Raw genomic sequence first — 17,249 nt, 5'->3', positions numbered from 1 at the left:
CGCCTGATGCCGACCGTGCCCCCTGACCCTGCTGTTCGCGTTCGCGCGGCACTGGATCGTCTGGCGGGCGATGCACCCGCCATCGGCGTTGCCGTGTCCGGCGGAGGCGATTCGATCGCTCTGATGCACATTGCCCGCGACTGGGCCGCTGGCCGCAAGGTCATGGTGGCGACGGTTGATCACGGGCTGCGAGACGGCAGCGCAGATGAAGCAAAACAGGTTCATCGCTGGGCCACCAGCCTTGGCCTGCCACATGCGACGCTGCTATGGCAGCGCGAAACGGACGCAGGCAACCTGATGGCACGGGCGCGGGATGCGCGGCTGCGGTTGCTGTCCGCTTGGGCACAGCGCAATGACCTGCCATTGGTTCTTTTGGGCCATACCGCTGACGATCAGGCGGAAACGCTGCTGATGCGGCTGGGCCGCGGGCCCGGAATCGATGGGCTGGCGTCGATGTCCGAATGGCGTGATGCCTTTGGCACGCGCTGGCTGCGCCCGATGCTGAATGTCCAGCGGGCAGAGCTGCGCGACTGGCTGCGTCGACGCGCAATTGCATGGCTGGACGACCCCAGCAATGAAAACGAAAACTTCGACCGCGTGCGCATCCGCAAGGCGATCATGGCCCTTGGGCTGGACGTGACCGCATTGGCCCGCGCCGCCAATCATATCGGAGAGGCGCGGGATGCCCTGTCCCATTATGCGTCCTTGGCGTCCAAAGACGCGATCATTTCCCGTGGGCGGCTGATTCTGTCGCGCCAGTCCTTTTCCAATGCCCCGCAAGAGATCCGCCGACGTCTGATCGTGGCATCCTGCCGATGGGTGACGGGGGCAGATTATCCACCGCGTCGAAATACAATCCTGCACGCGCTGCAAGCGATCAATGCGGGCAACCGCGTCACGCTGGATGGCGCCTTGATTGAACCATCAGCCGATGGCATTCGCATCGCCCGAGAGCCGGCGGCAGCACTTCGCGCGCCCCATTCCCGGCACGGGACATGGGATAATCGCTGGAAAATCAATGGACTGTCCTCTGGCCAACACGTCGCGGCACTGGGAACACAGACCCTGACACAGGCAAAATGGCGACAATCCGGCCTGCCACGGGACGAAGCTGCGGCCAGCCCTGCCGTCTGGGAAGGCGACCAGTTGATCGCCGCCCCGTTGCTGCGACCACACCCATCCATCGAAATTTTCCCCCTTCGCGATGCGGCAGATTTCCGCAGGATGGTCATGGCGCATTGAACCTGCGCGGATAATCCCTATTTTCACCTCAAACCATATTCCGCCGGAGGAGCCTCTTTTGGGCAACGCACGCAATCTGGCCTTCTGGGCCGTCCTGTTCCTGATGATTCTTGCGCTGTTCAATTTGTTCAGCGACGGGACTGCCTCGATGAACAGTCGACAGGTCAGCTATTCCGATTTCATCGAACGCGTTGACAGCGATCAGGTCAGCGCCGCCACCATTGACGGTGAGGACATCACCTTCACCGGCGCAGACGGCAATCAATACATCACCGTCCGTCCACAGGGTGAAGAAATCGCGGATCGGCTGATCGGCAAGAATGTCGACGTCAAGGTCGTCAAGCAGCAGCAATCGGGACTGATGTCGATGCTGGGCGTCTGGTTGCCCTTCATCCTGCTGATCGGGGTCTGGATCTTCTTCATGAACCGCATGCAGGGCGGCGGCAAAGGCGGCGCGATGGGCTTTGGCAAGTCGCGGGCCAAACTGTTGACCGAAAAGCATGGCCGCGTGACATTTGACGATGTTGCGGGCATCGACGAGGCCAAGGAAGAGCTGGAAGAAATCGTCGAATTCCTGCGCAATCCGCAGAAGTTCAGCCGTCTTGGCGGCAAGATCCCGAAAGGTGCGCTGTTGGTCGGCCCTCCGGGCACCGGCAAGACCCTTCTGGCCCGCGCCATCGCGGGTGAGGCTGGCGTGCCCTTCTTCACCATCTCGGGTTCGGATTTTGTGGAAATGTTCGTCGGTGTCGGCGCAAGCCGCGTCCGCGACATGTTTGAACAAGCCAAGAAATCTGCGCCCTGTATTCTGTTCATCGACGAAATCGACGCCGTTGGCCGTGCCCGCGGTGTCGGCATCGGCGGTGGCAATGACGAACGCGAACAGACGCTGAACCAGTTGCTGGTCGAAATGGACGGTTTTGAAGCCAATGAAGGCATCATCATCGTCGCCGCAACCAACCGCAAGGACGTTCTGGACCCTGCCCTGCTGCGTCCGGGCCGTTTTGACCGTCAGATCCACGTCCCTAACCCGGATATCAAAGGCCGCGAAAAGATCCTGTCGGTTCACGCCCGCAAGGTTCCGGTCGGTCCCGATGTCGATCTGCGCATCATCGCGCGCGGCACGCCCGGCTTTTCCGGTGCCGATCTGATGAACCTGGTCAACGAGGCCGCTCTGATGGCTGCCCGCATCGGTCGCCGTTTCGTCAGCATGGAAGATTTCGAGAACGCGAAGGACAAGGTCATGCTGGGCGTCGAACGCCGCAGTCTGGTCCTGACCCCCGAGCAGAAGGAAAAAACCGCCTATCACGAGGCTGGCCACGCCGTTGTCGGCTTGTCCCTGCCCAAAACCGACCCGGTCTATAAAGCCACGATCATCCCACGTGGTGGTGCGCTTGGCATGGTGGTCAGCCTGCCGGAAATGGATCGGCTGAACTTCCACAAGGACGAAGCGAAGCAGAAAATCGCCATGACCATGGCCGGCAAAGCCGCCGAAATCATCAAATACGGTGAAGAAGGCGTCTCGAATGGTCCTGCGGGCGATATTCAGCAGGCATCCGCATTGGCCCGCGCCATGGTGATGAGGTGGGGAATGTCCGACAAGGTCGGCGCCGTTGACTATGCCGAAGCGCATGAAGGATATAACGGCAGCACTGGCGGCTTCTCGGTCTCGGCCGCGACCAAAGAACTGATCGAACAGGAAGTTCGCGATCTGATCGAGGAAGGCTATCAAGAAGCCCGTCGTATCCTGATCGAAAAGGACGTCGAATTTGAACGTCTGGCTCAGGGTTTGCTGGAATATGAAACCCTGACGGGCGAAGAGATCGGCAAGGTTATCCGGGGTGAAGCTTTGGGCGGCGATGATGATACGCCCGGCAGCTCGATCCCGTCGGTCACGGCGATCCCGAAAGTCGGCAAGCCAAATTCACAAGGCGGCGACCCCGCTCCGGCTTGATCGACAGGTGACAGAAACGAACCCCGGCCCCCGAAGGCCGGGGTTTTTCTTTGCGCTGCCGGCTGCGCTGCCCTTGCGTCTTACGTCCGTTTGGGTGCATGTGCGGGCCAACAAAGCGAAGGTTCGCGATGACCCAGACAGACCAGATCAACGACATGGCGACGTTGCGCGCCCATATCGACGCGCTGGACAAGAAACTGATCGGCCTTCTGGCGGAACGCCACGCGCTGATCGACCGCGCCGCTCAGATCAAATCCAATATCGGCTGGCCCGCCCGCATCGACACCCGCGTTGAACAGGTGGTCGCAAATGCGCGCCGACATGCCGCCACTGCGGGGCTGGATGCCGACCTGATCGAAGATATCTGGCGTCAGTTGATCGAAGCAGCGATTGCCCAGGAAGACCGCCACCTGAACGGAGACCGTGAATGACCGCCACCCTGATTGATGGCAAAGCCTTCGCCGCCAACCTGCGCACCCGCATCGCGACCGAAGTCGCCGGGCTGAAGGATCAGGGCATTGTCCCCGGGCTGGCCGTGGTGCTGGTCGGTGAAGATCCCGCCAGTCAGGTCTATGTCCGCTCCAAGGGCAGAATGACCCGCGAAGTCGGAATGAACTCCTATGAACACAAACTGCCTGCCGATACGCCACAAGACGCATTGCTGGCGCTGATCGACCAGCTGAACGAGGATCCAGCGGTCAACGGCATCCTTGTCCAGCTTCCGCTGCCGAAACACATGGACGAAGCCCTGGTCATCAACGCCATCGACCCGGCCAAGGATGTGGATGGCTTTAACGTGTTGAATGTCGGCCTGTTGGCAACCGGGCAGAAAGCCATGGTGCCCTGCACGCCACTGGGCTGCCTGATGATGCTGCGCGATCACTTGGGCAGCCTTTCGGGCAAACGCGCGGTGATCATCGGCCGCTCGAACATCGTGGGCAAGCCGATGGCACAGCTTCTGCTGCGCGACAGCGCAACCGTTACCATTGCCCATTCCCGGACCGACAACCTGCCGGAACTCTGCCGACAGGCCGACATCCTGGTCGCCGCCGTGGGCCACCCCCGAATGGTTCAGGGCGACTGGATCAAGCCCGGCGCGACGGTGATCGACGTGGGCATCAACCGCACCGATGATGGCCTTGTCGGTGATGTCGATTTCGACGCTGCAAAGGAAATCGCGGGCGCGATTACCCCCGTTCCCGGCGGCGTCGGCCCGATGACCATCGCCTGCCTGCTGGCAAATACCCTGACTGCGACCGCCCGCGTCTACGGCCTGCCCGATCCCGAAGGCCTGACCCCGTAATTTCTTCTTTGTCCAAATACCCCGGGGGAGCCGCCGAAAGGCGGCGGGGGCAGCGCCCCTTATGTCCCGCGTGGCTTGGCCCGCGTTGTCGGATCGGCCTCGGTCGGGTCTTCCGGCCAGGGATGGCGCGGATAGCGTCCGCGCATATCCTTGCGCACGTCAGCATAGGATGAGGCCCAGAACCCCGGCAGATCCATCGTTACCTGCACCGGCTTTCCGCCCGGTGACAGCAGACTGATCCGCAACGGCCTGCCGCCCACAACCGGATGACGGGTGACGCCAAACAGTTCCTGCAAGCGCAACTCGATCGAGGGCGTCTCATGGTCGTAATCAATCGCCACCTTTCGTCCCAAGGGCGTCACGAAATGTGCAGGCACCTGTTGATCCAACATCTGCTGCCCAGCCCAGCCGATCTTGGCCTTCAGCGGCTCGGTCAGATCCAGCGCGCGCAGATCGGCCAAATTGCGAACCCGGCCCAACCACGGCAGCAGCCATTCGCCATCAGCCAAAAGGCTGGCATCATCGCTTGGTCCCAATTCATCCAGCAACGCGATCCGCGCGCGCAACCGGGACGTCGCACGCGTCCATGGCAACCCTTCCTGGCGCAAACCTTCCAACGCGGCCTTTGCAATGTCGTCCTCCGGCACGTCGGACCAGACACGATCCGACAGGATCAACGCGCCCAGCCGCTCTTGCTCTCGCGCCATCACGCGGCCTTCGCGGCGAGACCATTCGCAGATCCGCAGCGTTTCGATGCGGTCACCATAGATCACCCGCAGATCCGTTTCATCCAGTGGCGCAGCCAGCCGGACCCGCGCCTCTCGCGTGTCGCCGTCCAGATCCAGCGCGACGATCAGCCGTTGACGGGCCAGCGGATCGGCCGCATCCATGATCGCGCCCTTGCCGCCCGAAAGCACATAACGCGGATCATCCCCCTTGCGCCGCAGGCCGATCCTGTCGGGATAGGCCAACGCCGCCATCGCGCCCGGTGACAATTCCCGCGCATCCACCGTCATGCGACGCAGGCGGTTGGCTTCGTCCCGCAATCGCTGAATGGTGCCGCGGTTTGCTTCCCATGGATGCCGCGCGGCATAAGCTTTCGGATCGCGGATCGCCTGTAACCTTAGCGTCAGATCAATCGGTGCGCCCCGCAGCGGATCGCGGTCCGACAGCAGCGCGGCCAGCTCTGCCGCATCACGTCCTGCGCTTATCAGCATATGCCCAATCCGCGGATGCAGTGGCAAATGCGCCAGCGCCCGCCCGTGATCGGTTATCCGCCCTTGCCCATCCAACGCCTGCACCCCCTGCAACAGCTCCCGCGCCTCGGCCATTGCGGCATCGGGCGGGGGGGTCAAGAAGGCCAGATCGGCAGGCGCAGCCCCCCAATTTGCCAGCTCTAGCGCCAGTGCAGCCAGATCGGCCACCATGATTTCGGGCGGTGCGAAACTGGGCAATGCGCCCTCCTCGGTCAGCGCCCACATGCGATAGCAAATGCCCGGCGCAACGCGACCGGCACGCCCCCGACGCTGATCCGCCTCGGCCCGGCTGACGCGCTCTGTCACCAGCCGGGACATCCCGCTGCCCGGATCAAACCGCGCCCCCCGGGCGCGCCCGGCATCGACCACGACCCGCACATTCGGGATGGTCAAGGATGTCTCCGCGATCGAGGTCGCCAGCACGATTCGCCGCCTGTCCCCCGGCGGCGACAGCGCCGCTTGCTGCGCCTTGGCCTCCAATGCGCCGTAAAGCGGCAATACCTCGCACCCCGTCGCGCCAAGTTTCGCCATAACGCGGTGAATTTCCCCCTCGCCCGGCAGAAATGCCAGCAGCGAGCCGCCCGTCTCTCTTGTTTCGGCCTCGGCATGCGCGATCAGGCGGGCCGCCTCATCCACCAGGCGAAAGCCGGCGGGCAAGGGACGATCCAGATAGCGGGTCTCGACCGGGAATGCCCGCCCCTCGGCCCGCACAATCGGCGCGGCATCCAGCAGCGCCGCAACGGGTTCCGCATCCAATGTGGCCGACATGACCAGCAGCACCAGATCATCGCGCAATGCGCCCCGCGCTTCCCAAACCAGTGCCAGCCCCAGATCGGCATTCAGGCTGCGTTCATGAAATTCGTCGAATATGACGCAACCAATTCCATCCAGCGACGGATCGGACTGGATCATCCGGGTCAAGATCCCCTCGGTGACGACCTCGATCCGGGTGCCCGGAACGGATTCGCCCCGGATGCGATAGCCGACACGCTTGCCCACCGCTTCGCCCAGCGTGGCCGCCATCCGCGTTGCCGCCGCCCGCGCGGCCAGTCTGCGCGGCTCCAACATGACAATGCGGCCTTTGATCTGGTCCATCAGCGCCAGCGGCACCCGTGTCGTCTTGCCCGCCCCCGGCGGCGCAACCAGTACGGCCCGGCCATGACGCGCCAAGGCGTCCCGCAAGTCAGGAATGGCATCTTCGATGGGCAATCTGTCGGTCATGCAGCGACTTAAACCGGAAGCCCTCTCCGGCGCAACGACAGGACATCTGTCGGATTGCTGCTACAACTTCGTAAAATACGAACTATTTAAGCCTGACGGCGTTTTTAGTCGCAGACAGGTAGGAATGGGGACAGAATGGGTATCGGCAGCGATTTGATGCAGGGGTTCGGCCTTGCGGACCCGGTGATCCGCCTGGGTGTGACCGGCCTTTCGCGGGCAGGCAAGACCGTGTTCATCACCTCGCTTGTGGCGAACCTGATGGATCGCGGACGGATGCACGCGCTGCGGGCGGCTGCCGATGGCTCGTTGAAGGCCGCATGGCTGCAACCTCAGCCCGACGATACCGTGCCGCGTTTTGACTATGAGCGCTATCTGGCGACCTTGACCGGGCCGGATGCGCATTGGCCCGATGGCACCCGCCATGTCAGCCAATTACGCCTGTCGCTGCGGGTCGAACGTCAGGGGCTGCTGTCCGGGCTCCGCGGTCCGCAGACGGTCCATCTGGATATCGTGGATTATCCGGGCGAATGGCTGCTGGATCTGCGCCTGATGGAAAAAGATTTCAGCGAATGGTCGGCCGAGGTGCTGGACCGGATGCAGAACCGCCCCGGTGCGGAGGCGTTCATGTCCGCCGTGGCCGCGCAGGGCAGCAACCCCGGCTTTGACGAACCGACGGCCCAGACGCTGGCCGAAACCTATACCGCGCATCTGCATGCCGCGCGCGAGGCGGGCTGGTCTGATTGCACACCCGGCCGCTTTCTGATTCCGGGCGAAATGGCCGGGTCGCCTGCCCTGACCTTTGCCCCGTTACCCGCCGATCTGTCGGGCAGTCGGCTTTACAAGGAATTCCGCCGTCGCTTCGACGCCTATAAGTCGCGGGTCGTAAAGCCTTTCTTTCGGGAACATTTCGCCAAGATCGACCGTCAGATCGTGCTGGTCGATGCCTTGGGCGCCATCCATCAAGGCCCGCAAGCGGTCGAGGATATGCGCCGCGCCATGGCCGATATTCTGACCGCATTCCGACCCGGCCGTGCAGGTTGGCTGGGCCAGCTTTTAGGGACGCGGCGGGTGGAACGCATCCTGTTTGCCGCGACCAAGGCCGACCACCTGAACCATGTCCAGCACAACCGGCTGACGGCTATCGTCTCGGCCATGCTGCGCGAAGCGCGGGACCGCGCCGATTTTTCCGGCGCACGGACCGAGGCCATGTCAATTGCCGCCTTGCGTGCCACGACCGAAGACGTGATCCACAAGGATGGCGAGGATTTGCCCGCTGTGCGTGGCCGTCTGGCCGATGGCCGTGTTGCCGCCCTCTACCCCGGAGAGTTGCCAGCCGATCCGGCCGAGTTGCTGCATCCGGCACGATCAGGGGCGGAAAAATGGCTGAACGGCGATTATTCCATCATGAATTTCGAACCCGCCCCGATGACCCTGCGTGCAGGCGAAGGTCCGCCCCATATCCGGCTGGACCGCGCCGCTGAATTCCTGATCGGAGACCGCCTGTGACCGAAGACAACAACCGCAGACGCGGCCCCATCCTGATCGAGATCGACGACACCGCCTCATCCGAGCCGGGCAGGCCCCGTATCAGGAAGCACGCGAGCATACCGGCCAGCCCAGTCCCGCCGATGCCCCGACGATCGATGAGGTGAACCCGGCCCTTCCCCGCCCCCGCACGATGGAAATGGTGACGCGTCTTGTGGGTCGTCCACCGTCTGCCCTGACGCGTTTTTTCATCAACTCGGGCGTGGCGCTGCTGACGTTTCTGCTGTCCATCGCGGCGCTGGATTATATCAACCGGCTGCTGGACAGCTATCCGGTCCTTGGCTGGATCGCGGTCACGTTGTTTGCGATGTTCACACTGGCCGCGCTTGGCATGGCTTTGCGCGAATACCGGGCATGGTCGCGCTTTGCCAAGATTGACGCGATCCAACGACAGGCCGGTGCGGCGCTGGAGGAAGCCAATCTGGACAAGGCGCGCCATGTCACCGACCAGCTTCTGTCGCTGTATCACCGTCGCCCCGAACTGGAATGGAACCGCAAGCGTCTGTCCGATAATCGCGGCGACGCTTTTGACGCACAGACGCTGTTGACCATGGCAGAGACTGAATTGCTTGCATCACTGGACCGGGAAGCCCGGCGAGAGATCGAGGCCGCGTCCCGCACCGTCGCCGCCGCCACCGCGCTGATCCCGCTGGCACTTGCCGATGTTGCAGCGGCCTTGGCGGCCAACCTGCGCATGATCCGCAGGATGGCCGAAATCTATGGTGGTCGCGCCGGTGCGGTCGGGGGCTGGCGTCTGGCGCGCACGGTGATGACCCATCTGGTCGCAACCGGCGCGGTCGCGGCTGGCGACGACCTGATCCACACGGTCGCTGGCGGCGGCGTTCTGGCCAAGGTCAGCCGTCGTTTCGGCGAAGGTGTCGTTAACGGCGCCCTGACGGCCCGCGTCGGCATCGCCGCGATGGAGGTCTGCCGCCCCCTTCCCTTCATCGCCCAACCGCGCCCCAAAGTGGGCAATCTGGTGACACGCGGTCTGCGCGGACTGTTTGGAGAGAGTGACAAGGGATGAACCTTTGGCAGTCTGCGGCCGGCAGCATGGCAGATGCGTCCCGTCGAGACGTCAAGGATATGTGGTCAATTTCCCGTCGGCGCGTCGCCAAAACAATCCCAATTGAAAAACCGTTCTGAAAACCTCGAAATACCCGGAACCGTTCGAGGAAACTGCAACAGCTGCGTTTTTCCCTTTTCATTTGGTCCTATTTTGGCATGCATTGCGCATGGAGACTCGTATGACATTTCTTCTGGGAATCGACGGCGGTGGCACCGGATGCCGTGCGGCCCTTGTTGCGACTGATGGCACGATCCTGGGTCGCGGAACGGGCGGCCCTGCCAATATCAATACCAATGTCGAAGCTGCGGCCCGGAACATCATGGCGGCGACGGCGCAGGCATTACAAACCAGCGGTGCGGATCCGCGCGAATTGATTGCCGCATTGGGTCTGGCAGGCGGCACGATCACCGCGGCGACCAAAAGACTGGCGGCGCTGTTGCCCTTTGCCCGCATCCAGATCGTCAATGATGCCATCACCGCGACGCGAGGTGCACTTGGCACGCAAGATGGCATCTTGGCTGCGCTTGGCACAGGTTCGGTTTTCGCGGTGCAATGCGCGGGTGAGGTGCGGCAGGTCGGTGGCCGTGGCTTCCTGCTGGGCGACGAAGGCAGCGGTGCCGTTCTGGGACGCCAGCTTTTGTCAGACGCCATGCGTGCCGCGGACGGCTTCGCACCGATGACCCCCCTGTTGGAGGCCGTGCTGGCCGATCATGGCGGGATCGAGGGGATCATTTCTTTTGGCAACCACGCCAGCCCGGCAGATTTTGCGGCCTACGCGCCGCGCGTTGTCGGATCGGACGACCCTGCAGCCTGCAAGATATTTGACAATGCGGTAAAAGAAGTGCGCCATATTCTGACCGTGCTTCAAAACGGCCAGAACCTGCCCGTCGTCTTCGTGGGCGGTCTTGGCCCCAGTTACGCGGCACGTTTGCAAGGGGCGTGGTCCATTAAACCGGCCTTGGGCGACGGCGTCGATGGTGCGCTGCAAATGGCCCGACAGATGGCAGTTGGCGGATGAACCCCCTGTTCGATACCGTCGCATTTACAGACAGCACGGCAGGCCCGCTTTACCCGCAACGTCATCGCCGCATCGCCGAGGAAATTGCCACCGGTCGCCTGAAAGCCGACGATCACCTGTCGCCTAAACGCGAAATGGCGGCCCAGACCGACCCGTCCCGCGTCACCATTCGCAAGGGAATTCAGGCCGTGGTCACATCGGGGCAGTCGGTGCAGCGGCGCGGCAAGGGCGCACGCAGCCAGTGGTTGTCTCGCGATATCCATGCCCCCACGCCGGCCGAGGGGATGGCCCTTGGGCCGGGCACCAATGACCGTGTCGCCCGGCCGGAACCTGTGCGCCGCTCTGACGGGGTGCCGCTGGCGATTGAGCGGGTGTCTTATCTGGAAAACGGTCAGGCTGTTGAATTCACAAGATCAGTATATCGCGGCGATGCCGATGATGTCGTGGTTGAATTGGCATCGGCGCCGCAACTCATAAAGGATGGCGCATGACCCAAAGTCACATGGCCCGCGAGGTGATGGAAATTCCGCAGGTCGCGGCCCGTTTTCTGGATCAGTCGTCCCAGGCCATTCGCGATGCCGCCCGCGCCCTGCGCGTGACCGATCCGCATGTCATTGCCACCGTGGCGCGCGGGTCGTCCGACCACGCGGCGTCCTACCTGAAATATGTCATCGAGTTGCTGGCAGGCGTACCCGTCGCCTCGGTCGGGCCGTCCATTGCGTCGATCTATAAACGTCCGCTGCGTCTGGCGGGCGGGGCCTGCATCGGGATTTCGCAATCGGGCCAAAGCCCGGACATCGTCGAAATGATGCAGGCCAGCGCGGAAAACGGTGCGCTGGCCATTGCCATTACGAACCACGCCGACAGCCCAATGGCCAAAGCGTCAGCCCATTGCCTTGCGCTGCAAGCGGGTGAAGAGAAAAGCGTGGCGGCAACCAAGACCTTTGTGACCTCGGTGCTGGCAGGTATCGCGCTGCTGGCGGAATGGCGCGAAGATATGGCCCTGCGTGATGCCGTCGCCGCCCTGCCCGACGCCCTGGCGCAGGCGGTTACGCTGGACTGGTCGCCGCTGGCGGAACGTCTGGCCCATGCGGAACATGCCTTTGTTCTGGGTCGCGGCCCCGGCGTCGCCATCGCCCATGAGGCCGCGCTGAAGATGAAGGAAACCTCGGGCATTCACGCTGAAGCCTATAGTGCAGCCGAGGTTCTGCACGGCCCCGCGGCCATTGTGCAAGCGAACTTTCCGGTGCTGGCACTTGGCGTTGATGACGCGGCGCTGCCGCAGGTGGCCGCAACGACGGAACGGCTGGCCAAACAAGGCGCGGATGTGTTCATCACCGGCGCGGACGTGGCGGGCGCCACGCGTCTGCCCCTGGTCAGCGGGCTGCATCCGTTGGTGTCGCCCCTTGTCCTGATCGCCAGCTATTACGCCTGCGTCGAGGGGTTGGCCCGCCGTCGCGGATTCGATCCCGACACGCCGCCACATCTGCGCAAAGTGACGGAAACCACCTGATGCGGCAGATCCTGACCTCTGCCCGGATTTTCGATGGTCAGCGCCTGCTGAACGGTCATGCGCTGGTGGTGAATGGTGGCCTGATCGAGGCGATCGCCCCCCTGCCCGACGCCCCGTCGGGCGCCACCAAGGTTGATGGCATCATCATGCCCGGCTTTGTCGACCTTCAGGTGAATGGTGGCGGCGGCCTGATGGTCGACGGCCAGACCGATGTGGAAAGATTGCGCCATATCTGTGCGACGCACCGGTTGCTGGGCTGCGCGGGCATCCTGCCGACGCTGATCACCGACACGGCCAAGGCAACGGCACGTGTCATCGACGCAGGTATCGCAGCCGCCCGCGCGAATGTGCCGGGCTTTCTGGGCCTGCATCTGGAAGGTCCGCATCTGGACCCGCGCCGCAAGGGGGCCCATGATCCAGACCTGATCCGCCCGATGGATGAGGACGACCTGACGCGGCTGATCCATGCCGCGCGAAATCTGCCGGTCCTGCTGATCACCGTCGCGCCGGAAGCCGTCACCAACGCACAGATCACGGCCTTGACCGACGCAGGCGCAATCGTCAGCCTTGGCCATTCGGATTGCGATTTCGACACCGCACTGGCGGCCCATGCTGCGGGCGCGTCCTTTACCACACATCTGTTCAACGCGATGAGTCCACTGGGCCATCGTCATCCCGGCATGGTCGGCGCGGCGCTGGCCGGTGACGGCTTCATCGGTCTGATCGCCGACGGCATCCATGTGCATCCTGCGGCGATGAAAGCAGCCCTGAACGCGCGGCCGTCGGGTGTCGTTCTGGTGACGGATTGTATGGCCTTTGCCGGCACCGATCTGACCCGGATGCCACTGAACGGTCGCCCGATGCTGCGCCGCGATGGCCGCCTGACGCTGGAAGATGGGACGCTGGCCGGGGCCGATCTTCGAATGGACCGTGCCATTCGCGTTCTGGTCGAACAGGTCGGCATCCCGCTGGAACGTGCGCTTGCCATGGCCACCAGCGAACCGGCCCGCGCGGTCGGTATCGGAGACCGCGTCGGCAGTTTGGCGTCGGGGCGCAGGGCAGACATGATCCTGCTGGATGACAACCTGAACCTGCAAGGCATCTGGCAAGATGGCGGCTGGCATCAGCCCCTGCCCGCCTAATCCCTTGAGCCAAGCAAATCCGGCTGGCCCATGGCGGCAAATCCCTTTAGGAATTGACCGTGTATTTGAGGATGGCCATGCAAAAAATTACCCTGCCCGAGCGTCCAAACTGGCGCGATACCGCGAAAGAGGTCGGCTTTACCTTTGCCGATATGCATGGTGAGCCCTATTGGGACGAAACCTCGGCCTATCAGTTTTCACTGGCCGAAGTGGAAAACGATATCGAGGACCCTTCGACCGAACTGCATGCCATGTGCCGCGAAGCGGTCGATCACATCCTTGGCAACGATGCCCTGTTCGCGCAGATGGGCATTCCCGACGAATATCGCGATCTGGTCGCCGACAGCTGGCACCGGAACGAGCCGGAAATCTATGGCCGCTTTGATCTGGCCTATGACGGCAACGGCCCTGCCAAGTTGCTGGAATATAACGCCGACACGCCGACATCGCTTTACGAAAGCGCATCGTTCCAGTGGCAATGGCTGGAAGATCAGTTGGCGGCTGGCGTGCTGCCCGAAGGCGCCGACCAGTTCAACGGCATCCATGAAGCCCTGGTCGAGCGGTTCCGCGACCTGTTCGAAAAAGGCACCGACCTGCATTTCACCGCAGTTGGCGGCAATCCCGAAGATTACGCCACGGTCGAGGCGATGGGCTGGGCTGCACGTGAAGCCGATCTGGGCGCGCATTACGCCGATCTGGACAAGATCGGCGTGTCGAAAGACGGGCAGTTCGTCGACGATCAGGACCGCGTGATCGGCACCCTGTTCAAGCTGTATCCGTGGGAAGACCTGCTGCGCGAGGATTACGCCCGTTACATCGCCAATTCAGGCACGCTTTTCCTTGAACCCGCATGGAAGGCACTGGTGTCGAACAAGGCGATCCTGCCGGTGCTGTGGCAGATGTTCGAGGGGCATCCGAACCTGCTGCCCAGTTTCTTCGCCGACGACGTTGCCGATGCGTTGGTTGCGGGCAAAAAGGCCGTTCCCGCAGTCGCGGCGTCCTTTGATCGCGCCGCCGCTGCAATGAAGGCCGGGCACGTCGTCAAGCCGATCTTCTCGCGCGAAGGTGCGTCTATCAGCATCGTTGAAAACGGGGATGTGACCGAAGCTTCGCCCAATAACGACTATGATGAATTTCCAAGAATCGTGCAGGCGCTGGCGCCGCTGCCGGATTTTGACGGCTTTCGGCCCATCATCGGATCCTGGGTCGTCGGCGGCACCTGTGTCGGCATGGGCATCCGAGAGGACCGTTCGCGGATCACGCAGGATTTGTCGCGCTTCAAACCGCATTTTATTATCGACTAAGTCGCCGCAGGAAAGACGCAGGAGAGATCATGAGAAAACGTTCCAGAACCGTCGCATTGACCATCCTTGGCGCCGCATCCTTTGCCATCGCCGGATGTCGCGATGAACAGGTCGAAGCCGAAGCATTTCCCAATCTGGCCGCTTGCGAAGCGGAAGCGAAGAGTGGTGGCCTGTTCACGCTCGATCAATGCAAGACCGCCTTTGCCGAAGCCGAGGCCCTGCACGTCGAATCCGCCCCCCGCTATGACAGCCTTGCCGTGTGCGAGGAACAGCACGGCGCAGGCAATTGCGGATCGGAAGAACAGCAGGTCAGCAATGGCGGATCAGGCAGCATCTTCATGCCGCTGCTGGCCGGTTATCTGATTGGCAGCATGCTGGGCAATGTCGGTCGCGGCATGACGGGCGCTCAGCCGATGTATAGCAATGGCCGTGGCGGTTATACCAATGCGGCCCGAACCTCGACCTTCAATTCGAACACGGGTCGCGGTGCGCTTAGCAGCCAACAATTCACGCGCCCTGCACGGACAGCGGGCCAAGCCCCGATGAGCCGCGCCACGGCAACCTCGCGCAGCGGCTTTGGCAGCCGGACCGGCGCGCGGAGTGTCGGGGGTTAACCTGGGAACTCTATCCGTGACCTAACGACAAGATAAAAGCTATGACGGCTGATGATAAAGAGTTTAATCCTTTTGAGTTTACTGCATCCGTTTCAGCGGCACTGAGGACGGGCGACGTTGATAAGGCGAAGGAGATCGTTCAGCTTACCATCGCCAAGGGCACTCTTTCGCCCACCAATTATCGGGCAACGAACGCTCAAAATCTGATCAGGGCGGTCGAGGAGCAGCATCTTCGCATCGAAGATCTTACTGCCGGAACCTCCGCAGAACGTTTCGACGTGATCTATGCGAAGGCTCGCGCGCTCAACGCAGTGCTCGGCATTCCCCCGTATCTCAATCGCAAATCCGAGCGCGGTCGTTATGAGACCAGAATTCCTGCAAATCCAGTGGTTATGACTCACGAATTCAGTGATGTCCCATCTGATGAATTGTCGCTTCTGGAAACGGCTGGCTTTTGCAAGCCGGCGGCACTTCACGAAGCTTGCAGCATATTCGTCGAACGCGATTGCAGGGTTTCTGCGCTTGGTGGTGACGACATGACCATCGTTACCGATGAGGGATTCTATCACCCACGACGTTCGTCCCGAGTCGCCAAAGTTTCACATTCGATCGCTCTCAGAAAACCTGAAGGGCGACTGCCAGAAGCCTGCATCCTGCCTTTTGCGCATTCAGCGGGCAACTACTAGCATGGGATGATCGAGACGATGGCAGGGCTACGCTAGCTGCATCTTGCCGGAGAGACGGTCCCGATTCTTTATGATGTTGATCGTTTTGGTTTTTTGCCGGTCTTTGCCGAAATGATGAATATTGACCCTGCACGCTTCGTGCCATGCGGCCATGTGGCGAACAAGGTCATCACCTGTGCCTACCTGCCGGACATTAACCCGTTCTATTGGAGTGGCGACCTCTCAGCGTTCTTTCGCGCGATGGCTGCCCGAACTTTTCCCATGCCGCGCAAGGAAATTCGCTTTTATCTCTCCAGGCAAAAATCGACGCGGGCCGACAGCTATGAAGAACAATTGCAGTGCGAACTGGAAAAACGCGGATTCCTGATCATCCATGCGCAAGAGTTGTCCGTCAGAGAACAGGTGGAACTTTTCGCTTCTGCCTCGTGCATCATTGCCCCGCATGGCGCAGGACTCGCAAACACGATTTTCTGCAGGTCCGAGGTGAAAGTCATCGAAATTTTCAACACCTCTATTGTCTCGCCGGATTTCTGCCAGCGGCTGAAATATGTCACTCGCGATTATCATCCCGTCGTAAATCTGAATGACCGTGCCGTCGGAAGGGTATTGGATCTCATATCCTGAAGGTCAGTCTATCTTGCGCAGCTTTTTGCTGTGGAATGAAGACAGCCGGAGGTGACGTGTCCGTTTGCTGATTTCTGGTGCCAGCCGCTCAACCATCATGGCGTGCACGTGAATCGTCCGGGGCCTGATCCCGGTCGGTCATGCCATAGTCACGGATCACCTGGGCGATGCGCAGATGGTAATCTGCGAAAACATCGTTGCGACCCTTGGTCTGCGCCGCCCTGTGCTGCGCGGTATTGCGCCAGCGTTTCACCGCGTCCTCATCGTCAAAGAAGGACAGCGACAGGATTTTCTCGGGATTGGTCAGGCTCTGGAAACGCTCGACCGAGATAAAGCCCTCGATGCCTTCCAGCAGCGGACGCAGATCGGCGGCGATGTCCAGATAGTGGCTTTTCTGCCCATCCGCAGGCCAGACTTCGAAAATAACGGCGATCACGGGCGCTCTCCATGCGGGTTCGATGCCAGTTTCAGAAAGGTGCGATCTTCGCGCAAGATGAACTTTTCCGCCTGCGCGAAGTCATAGTTCTCGCGGCCCAAAGGATCGGTGGCCAACCTTGCGCGATAGGCTTCGTAATCCGCCAGACTGGCAATGTCATAGATGCCATAGGCCAGCGTGGATGAGCCTTCATGCGGGGCATAGTAGCCGATCAGGTCGGCCCCGCACCGTGGGATGGCCTGCCCCCAGTTTTGTGCATAGCGAATGAAATCGGCCTTTTTTGTCGGGTCGATATGATAGCGGATGATACAGGTCAGCATGGCAC

17 protein-coding genes are annotated in these 17,249 nt (G+C 61.8%); 14 read left to right on the top strand and 3 right to left on the bottom strand.

Features of this window, described 5'->3' with window-relative positions:
- Window positions 1–6 precede the first annotated feature (6 nt).
- The 4 genes from tilS (at window position 7) to folD (ending at window position 4,496) form a co-directional block, all read left to right on the top strand.
- Window positions 7–1,242 carry a tRNA lysidine(34) synthetase TilS gene (tilS, locus tag H4P12_RS15010; RefSeq protein ID WP_187794459.1) on the top strand — a complete coding sequence of 412 codons (1,236 nt, stop codon included), beginning with the start codon at window positions 7–9 and terminating at the stop codon, window positions 1,240–1,242.
- A 58-nt stretch (window positions 1,243–1,300) separates the two neighbouring features.
- Window positions 1,301–3,193 carry an ATP-dependent zinc metalloprotease FtsH gene (gene ftsH / locus H4P12_RS15005; protein WP_187794458.1) on the top strand — a complete coding sequence of 631 codons (1,893 nt, stop codon included), beginning with the start codon at window positions 1,301–1,303 and terminating at the stop codon, window positions 3,191–3,193.
- A 128-nt stretch (window positions 3,194–3,321) separates the two neighbouring features.
- Window positions 3,322–3,624 carry a chorismate mutase gene (locus H4P12_RS15000; protein WP_246449307.1) on the top strand — a complete coding sequence of 101 codons (303 nt, stop codon included), beginning with the start codon at window positions 3,322–3,324 and terminating at the stop codon, window positions 3,622–3,624.
- Entirely contained in the window at window positions 3,621–4,496 is an 876-nt protein-coding gene (gene folD, locus H4P12_RS14995; protein ID WP_187794457.1) for a bifunctional methylenetetrahydrofolate dehydrogenase/methenyltetrahydrofolate cyclohydrolase FolD, read from the top strand. The genes H4P12_RS15000 and folD overlap by 4 nt, the downstream gene beginning before the upstream one ends.
- Window positions 4,497–4,555: 59 nt before the next feature.
- Here folD and hrpB read toward each other — a convergent pair whose 3' ends face one another.
- Entirely contained in the window at window positions 4,556–6,973 is a 2,418-nt protein-coding gene (gene hrpB, locus H4P12_RS14990) for an ATP-dependent helicase HrpB (RefSeq protein WP_187794456.1), read from the bottom strand.
- Between the two features lie 135 nt (window positions 6,974–7,108).
- Here hrpB and H4P12_RS14985 point away from each other — a divergent pair, with 135 nt between their 5' ends.
- The 10 genes from H4P12_RS14985 to H4P12_RS14940 all read left to right on the top strand — a co-directional run bounded on the left by H4P12_RS14985 (window position 7,109) and on the right by H4P12_RS14940 (window position 16,488).
- On the top strand, window positions 7,109–8,479 hold the full coding sequence (locus H4P12_RS14985) for a YcjX family GTP-binding protein (RefSeq protein WP_187794455.1): 1,371 nt from the start codon (window positions 7,109–7,111) through the stop codon (window positions 8,477–8,479).
- Between the two features lie 142 nt (window positions 8,480–8,621).
- Window positions 8,622–9,545 carry a YcjF family protein gene (locus H4P12_RS14980; protein WP_343069838.1) on the top strand — a complete coding sequence of 308 codons (924 nt, stop codon included), beginning with the start codon at window positions 8,622–8,624 and terminating at the stop codon, window positions 9,543–9,545.
- Window positions 9,546–9,765: 220 nt separating this feature from the next.
- A complete protein-coding gene (locus tag H4P12_RS14975) occupies window positions 9,766–10,605 on the top strand; it encodes a glucosamine kinase nucleotide-binding domain-containing protein (protein ID WP_187794454.1) in 840 nt (279 codons plus the stop codon).
- Window positions 10,602–11,096, top strand: coding sequence for a GntR family transcriptional regulator (locus H4P12_RS14970; RefSeq protein ID WP_187794453.1), 495 nt, complete (start codon window positions 10,602–10,604; stop codon window positions 11,094–11,096). The genes H4P12_RS14975 and H4P12_RS14970 overlap by 4 nt, the downstream gene beginning before the upstream one ends.
- Window positions 11,093–12,118, top strand: a complete 1,026-nt coding sequence (locus H4P12_RS14965) for an SIS domain-containing protein (RefSeq protein ID WP_187794452.1) — start codon at window positions 11,093–11,095, stop codon at window positions 12,116–12,118. The genes H4P12_RS14970 and H4P12_RS14965 overlap by 4 nt, the downstream gene beginning before the upstream one ends.
- A complete protein-coding gene (gene nagA, locus H4P12_RS14960) occupies window positions 12,118–13,260 on the top strand; it encodes an N-acetylglucosamine-6-phosphate deacetylase (RefSeq protein WP_187794451.1) in 1,143 nt (380 codons plus the stop codon). Before H4P12_RS14965 ends, nagA begins: the two co-directional genes overlap by 1 nt.
- Before the next feature lie 77 nt (window positions 13,261–13,337).
- Window positions 13,338–14,564, top strand: coding sequence for a glutathionylspermidine synthase family protein (locus H4P12_RS14955; protein ID WP_187794450.1), 1,227 nt, complete (start codon window positions 13,338–13,340; stop codon window positions 14,562–14,564).
- A 29-nt stretch (window positions 14,565–14,593) separates the two neighbouring features.
- A complete protein-coding gene (locus H4P12_RS14950; RefSeq protein WP_187794449.1) occupies window positions 14,594–15,178 on the top strand; it encodes a DUF1190 domain-containing protein in 585 nt (194 codons plus the stop codon).
- Between the two features lie 41 nt (window positions 15,179–15,219).
- On the top strand, window positions 15,220–15,864 hold the full coding sequence (locus H4P12_RS14945) for a hypothetical protein (protein WP_187794448.1): 645 nt from the start codon (window positions 15,220–15,222) through the stop codon (window positions 15,862–15,864).
- Window positions 15,865–15,978: 114 nt separating this feature from the next.
- Entirely contained in the window at window positions 15,979–16,488 is a 510-nt protein-coding gene (locus tag H4P12_RS14940; protein ID WP_187794447.1) for a glycosyltransferase family 61 protein, read from the top strand.
- Window positions 16,489–16,576: 88 nt separating this feature from the next.
- Here H4P12_RS14940 and H4P12_RS14935 read toward each other — a convergent pair whose 3' ends face one another.
- Together H4P12_RS14935 and H4P12_RS14930 are read right to left on the bottom strand one after the other, a co-directional pair.
- Complete coding sequence (locus tag H4P12_RS14935) at window positions 16,577–16,924, bottom strand: antibiotic biosynthesis monooxygenase (RefSeq protein WP_187794446.1); 348 nt, start codon at window positions 16,922–16,924, stop codon at window positions 16,577–16,579.
- Window positions 16,921–17,244, bottom strand: a complete 324-nt coding sequence (locus H4P12_RS14930; protein ID WP_187794445.1) for an NIPSNAP family protein — start codon at window positions 17,242–17,244, stop codon at window positions 16,921–16,923. Before H4P12_RS14930 ends, H4P12_RS14935 begins: the two co-directional genes overlap by 4 nt.
- Between the last annotated feature and the right edge of the window lie 5 nt (window positions 17,245–17,249).

Origin of the sequence: Paracoccus amoyensis (assembly GCF_014490725.1) — a bacterium.
Taxonomy (GTDB): Bacteria; Pseudomonadota; Alphaproteobacteria; order Rhodobacterales; family Rhodobacteraceae; genus Paracoccus; species Paracoccus amoyensis.
Note: the sequence above shows the minus strand (reverse complement) of the source record. Positions and strands in the feature narration are given on the sequence as shown.

Coding starts and splice junctions, on each gene's coding strand:
- H4P12_RS14975 (WP_187794454.1), top strand. CDS start 9,766: ATGACATTTCTTCTGGGAATCGACGGCGGTGGCACCGGATGCCGTGCG.
- H4P12_RS14955 (WP_187794450.1), top strand. CDS start 13,338: ATGCAAAAAATTACCCTGCCCGAGCGTCCAAACTGGCGCGATACCGCG.
- H4P12_RS14945 (WP_187794448.1), top strand. CDS start 15,220: ATGACGGCTGATGATAAAGAGTTTAATCCTTTTGAGTTTACTGCATCC.
- H4P12_RS15000 (WP_246449307.1), top strand. CDS start 3,322: ATGACCCAGACAGACCAGATCAACGACATGGCGACGTTGCGCGCCCAT.
- H4P12_RS14965 (WP_187794452.1), top strand. CDS start 11,093: ATGACCCAAAGTCACATGGCCCGCGAGGTGATGGAAATTCCGCAGGTC.
- folD (WP_187794457.1), top strand. CDS start 3,621: ATGACCGCCACCCTGATTGATGGCAAAGCCTTCGCCGCCAACCTGCGC.
- H4P12_RS14930 (WP_187794445.1), bottom strand. CDS start 17,244: ATGCTGACCTGTATCATCCGCTATCATATCGACCCGACAAAAAAGGCC.
- tilS (WP_187794459.1), top strand. CDS start 7: ATGCCGACCGTGCCCCCTGACCCTGCTGTTCGCGTTCGCGCGGCACTG.
- H4P12_RS14970 (WP_187794453.1), top strand. CDS start 10,602: ATGAACCCCCTGTTCGATACCGTCGCATTTACAGACAGCACGGCAGGC.
- H4P12_RS14940 (WP_187794447.1), top strand. CDS start 15,979: ATGAATATTGACCCTGCACGCTTCGTGCCATGCGGCCATGTGGCGAAC.
- nagA (WP_187794451.1), top strand. CDS start 12,118: ATGCGGCAGATCCTGACCTCTGCCCGGATTTTCGATGGTCAGCGCCTG.
- hrpB (WP_187794456.1), bottom strand. CDS start 6,973: ATGACCGACAGATTGCCCATCGAAGATGCCATTCCTGACTTGCGGGAC.
- H4P12_RS14950 (WP_187794449.1), top strand. CDS start 14,594: ATGAGAAAACGTTCCAGAACCGTCGCATTGACCATCCTTGGCGCCGCA.
- H4P12_RS14985 (WP_187794455.1), top strand. CDS start 7,109: ATGGGTATCGGCAGCGATTTGATGCAGGGGTTCGGCCTTGCGGACCCG.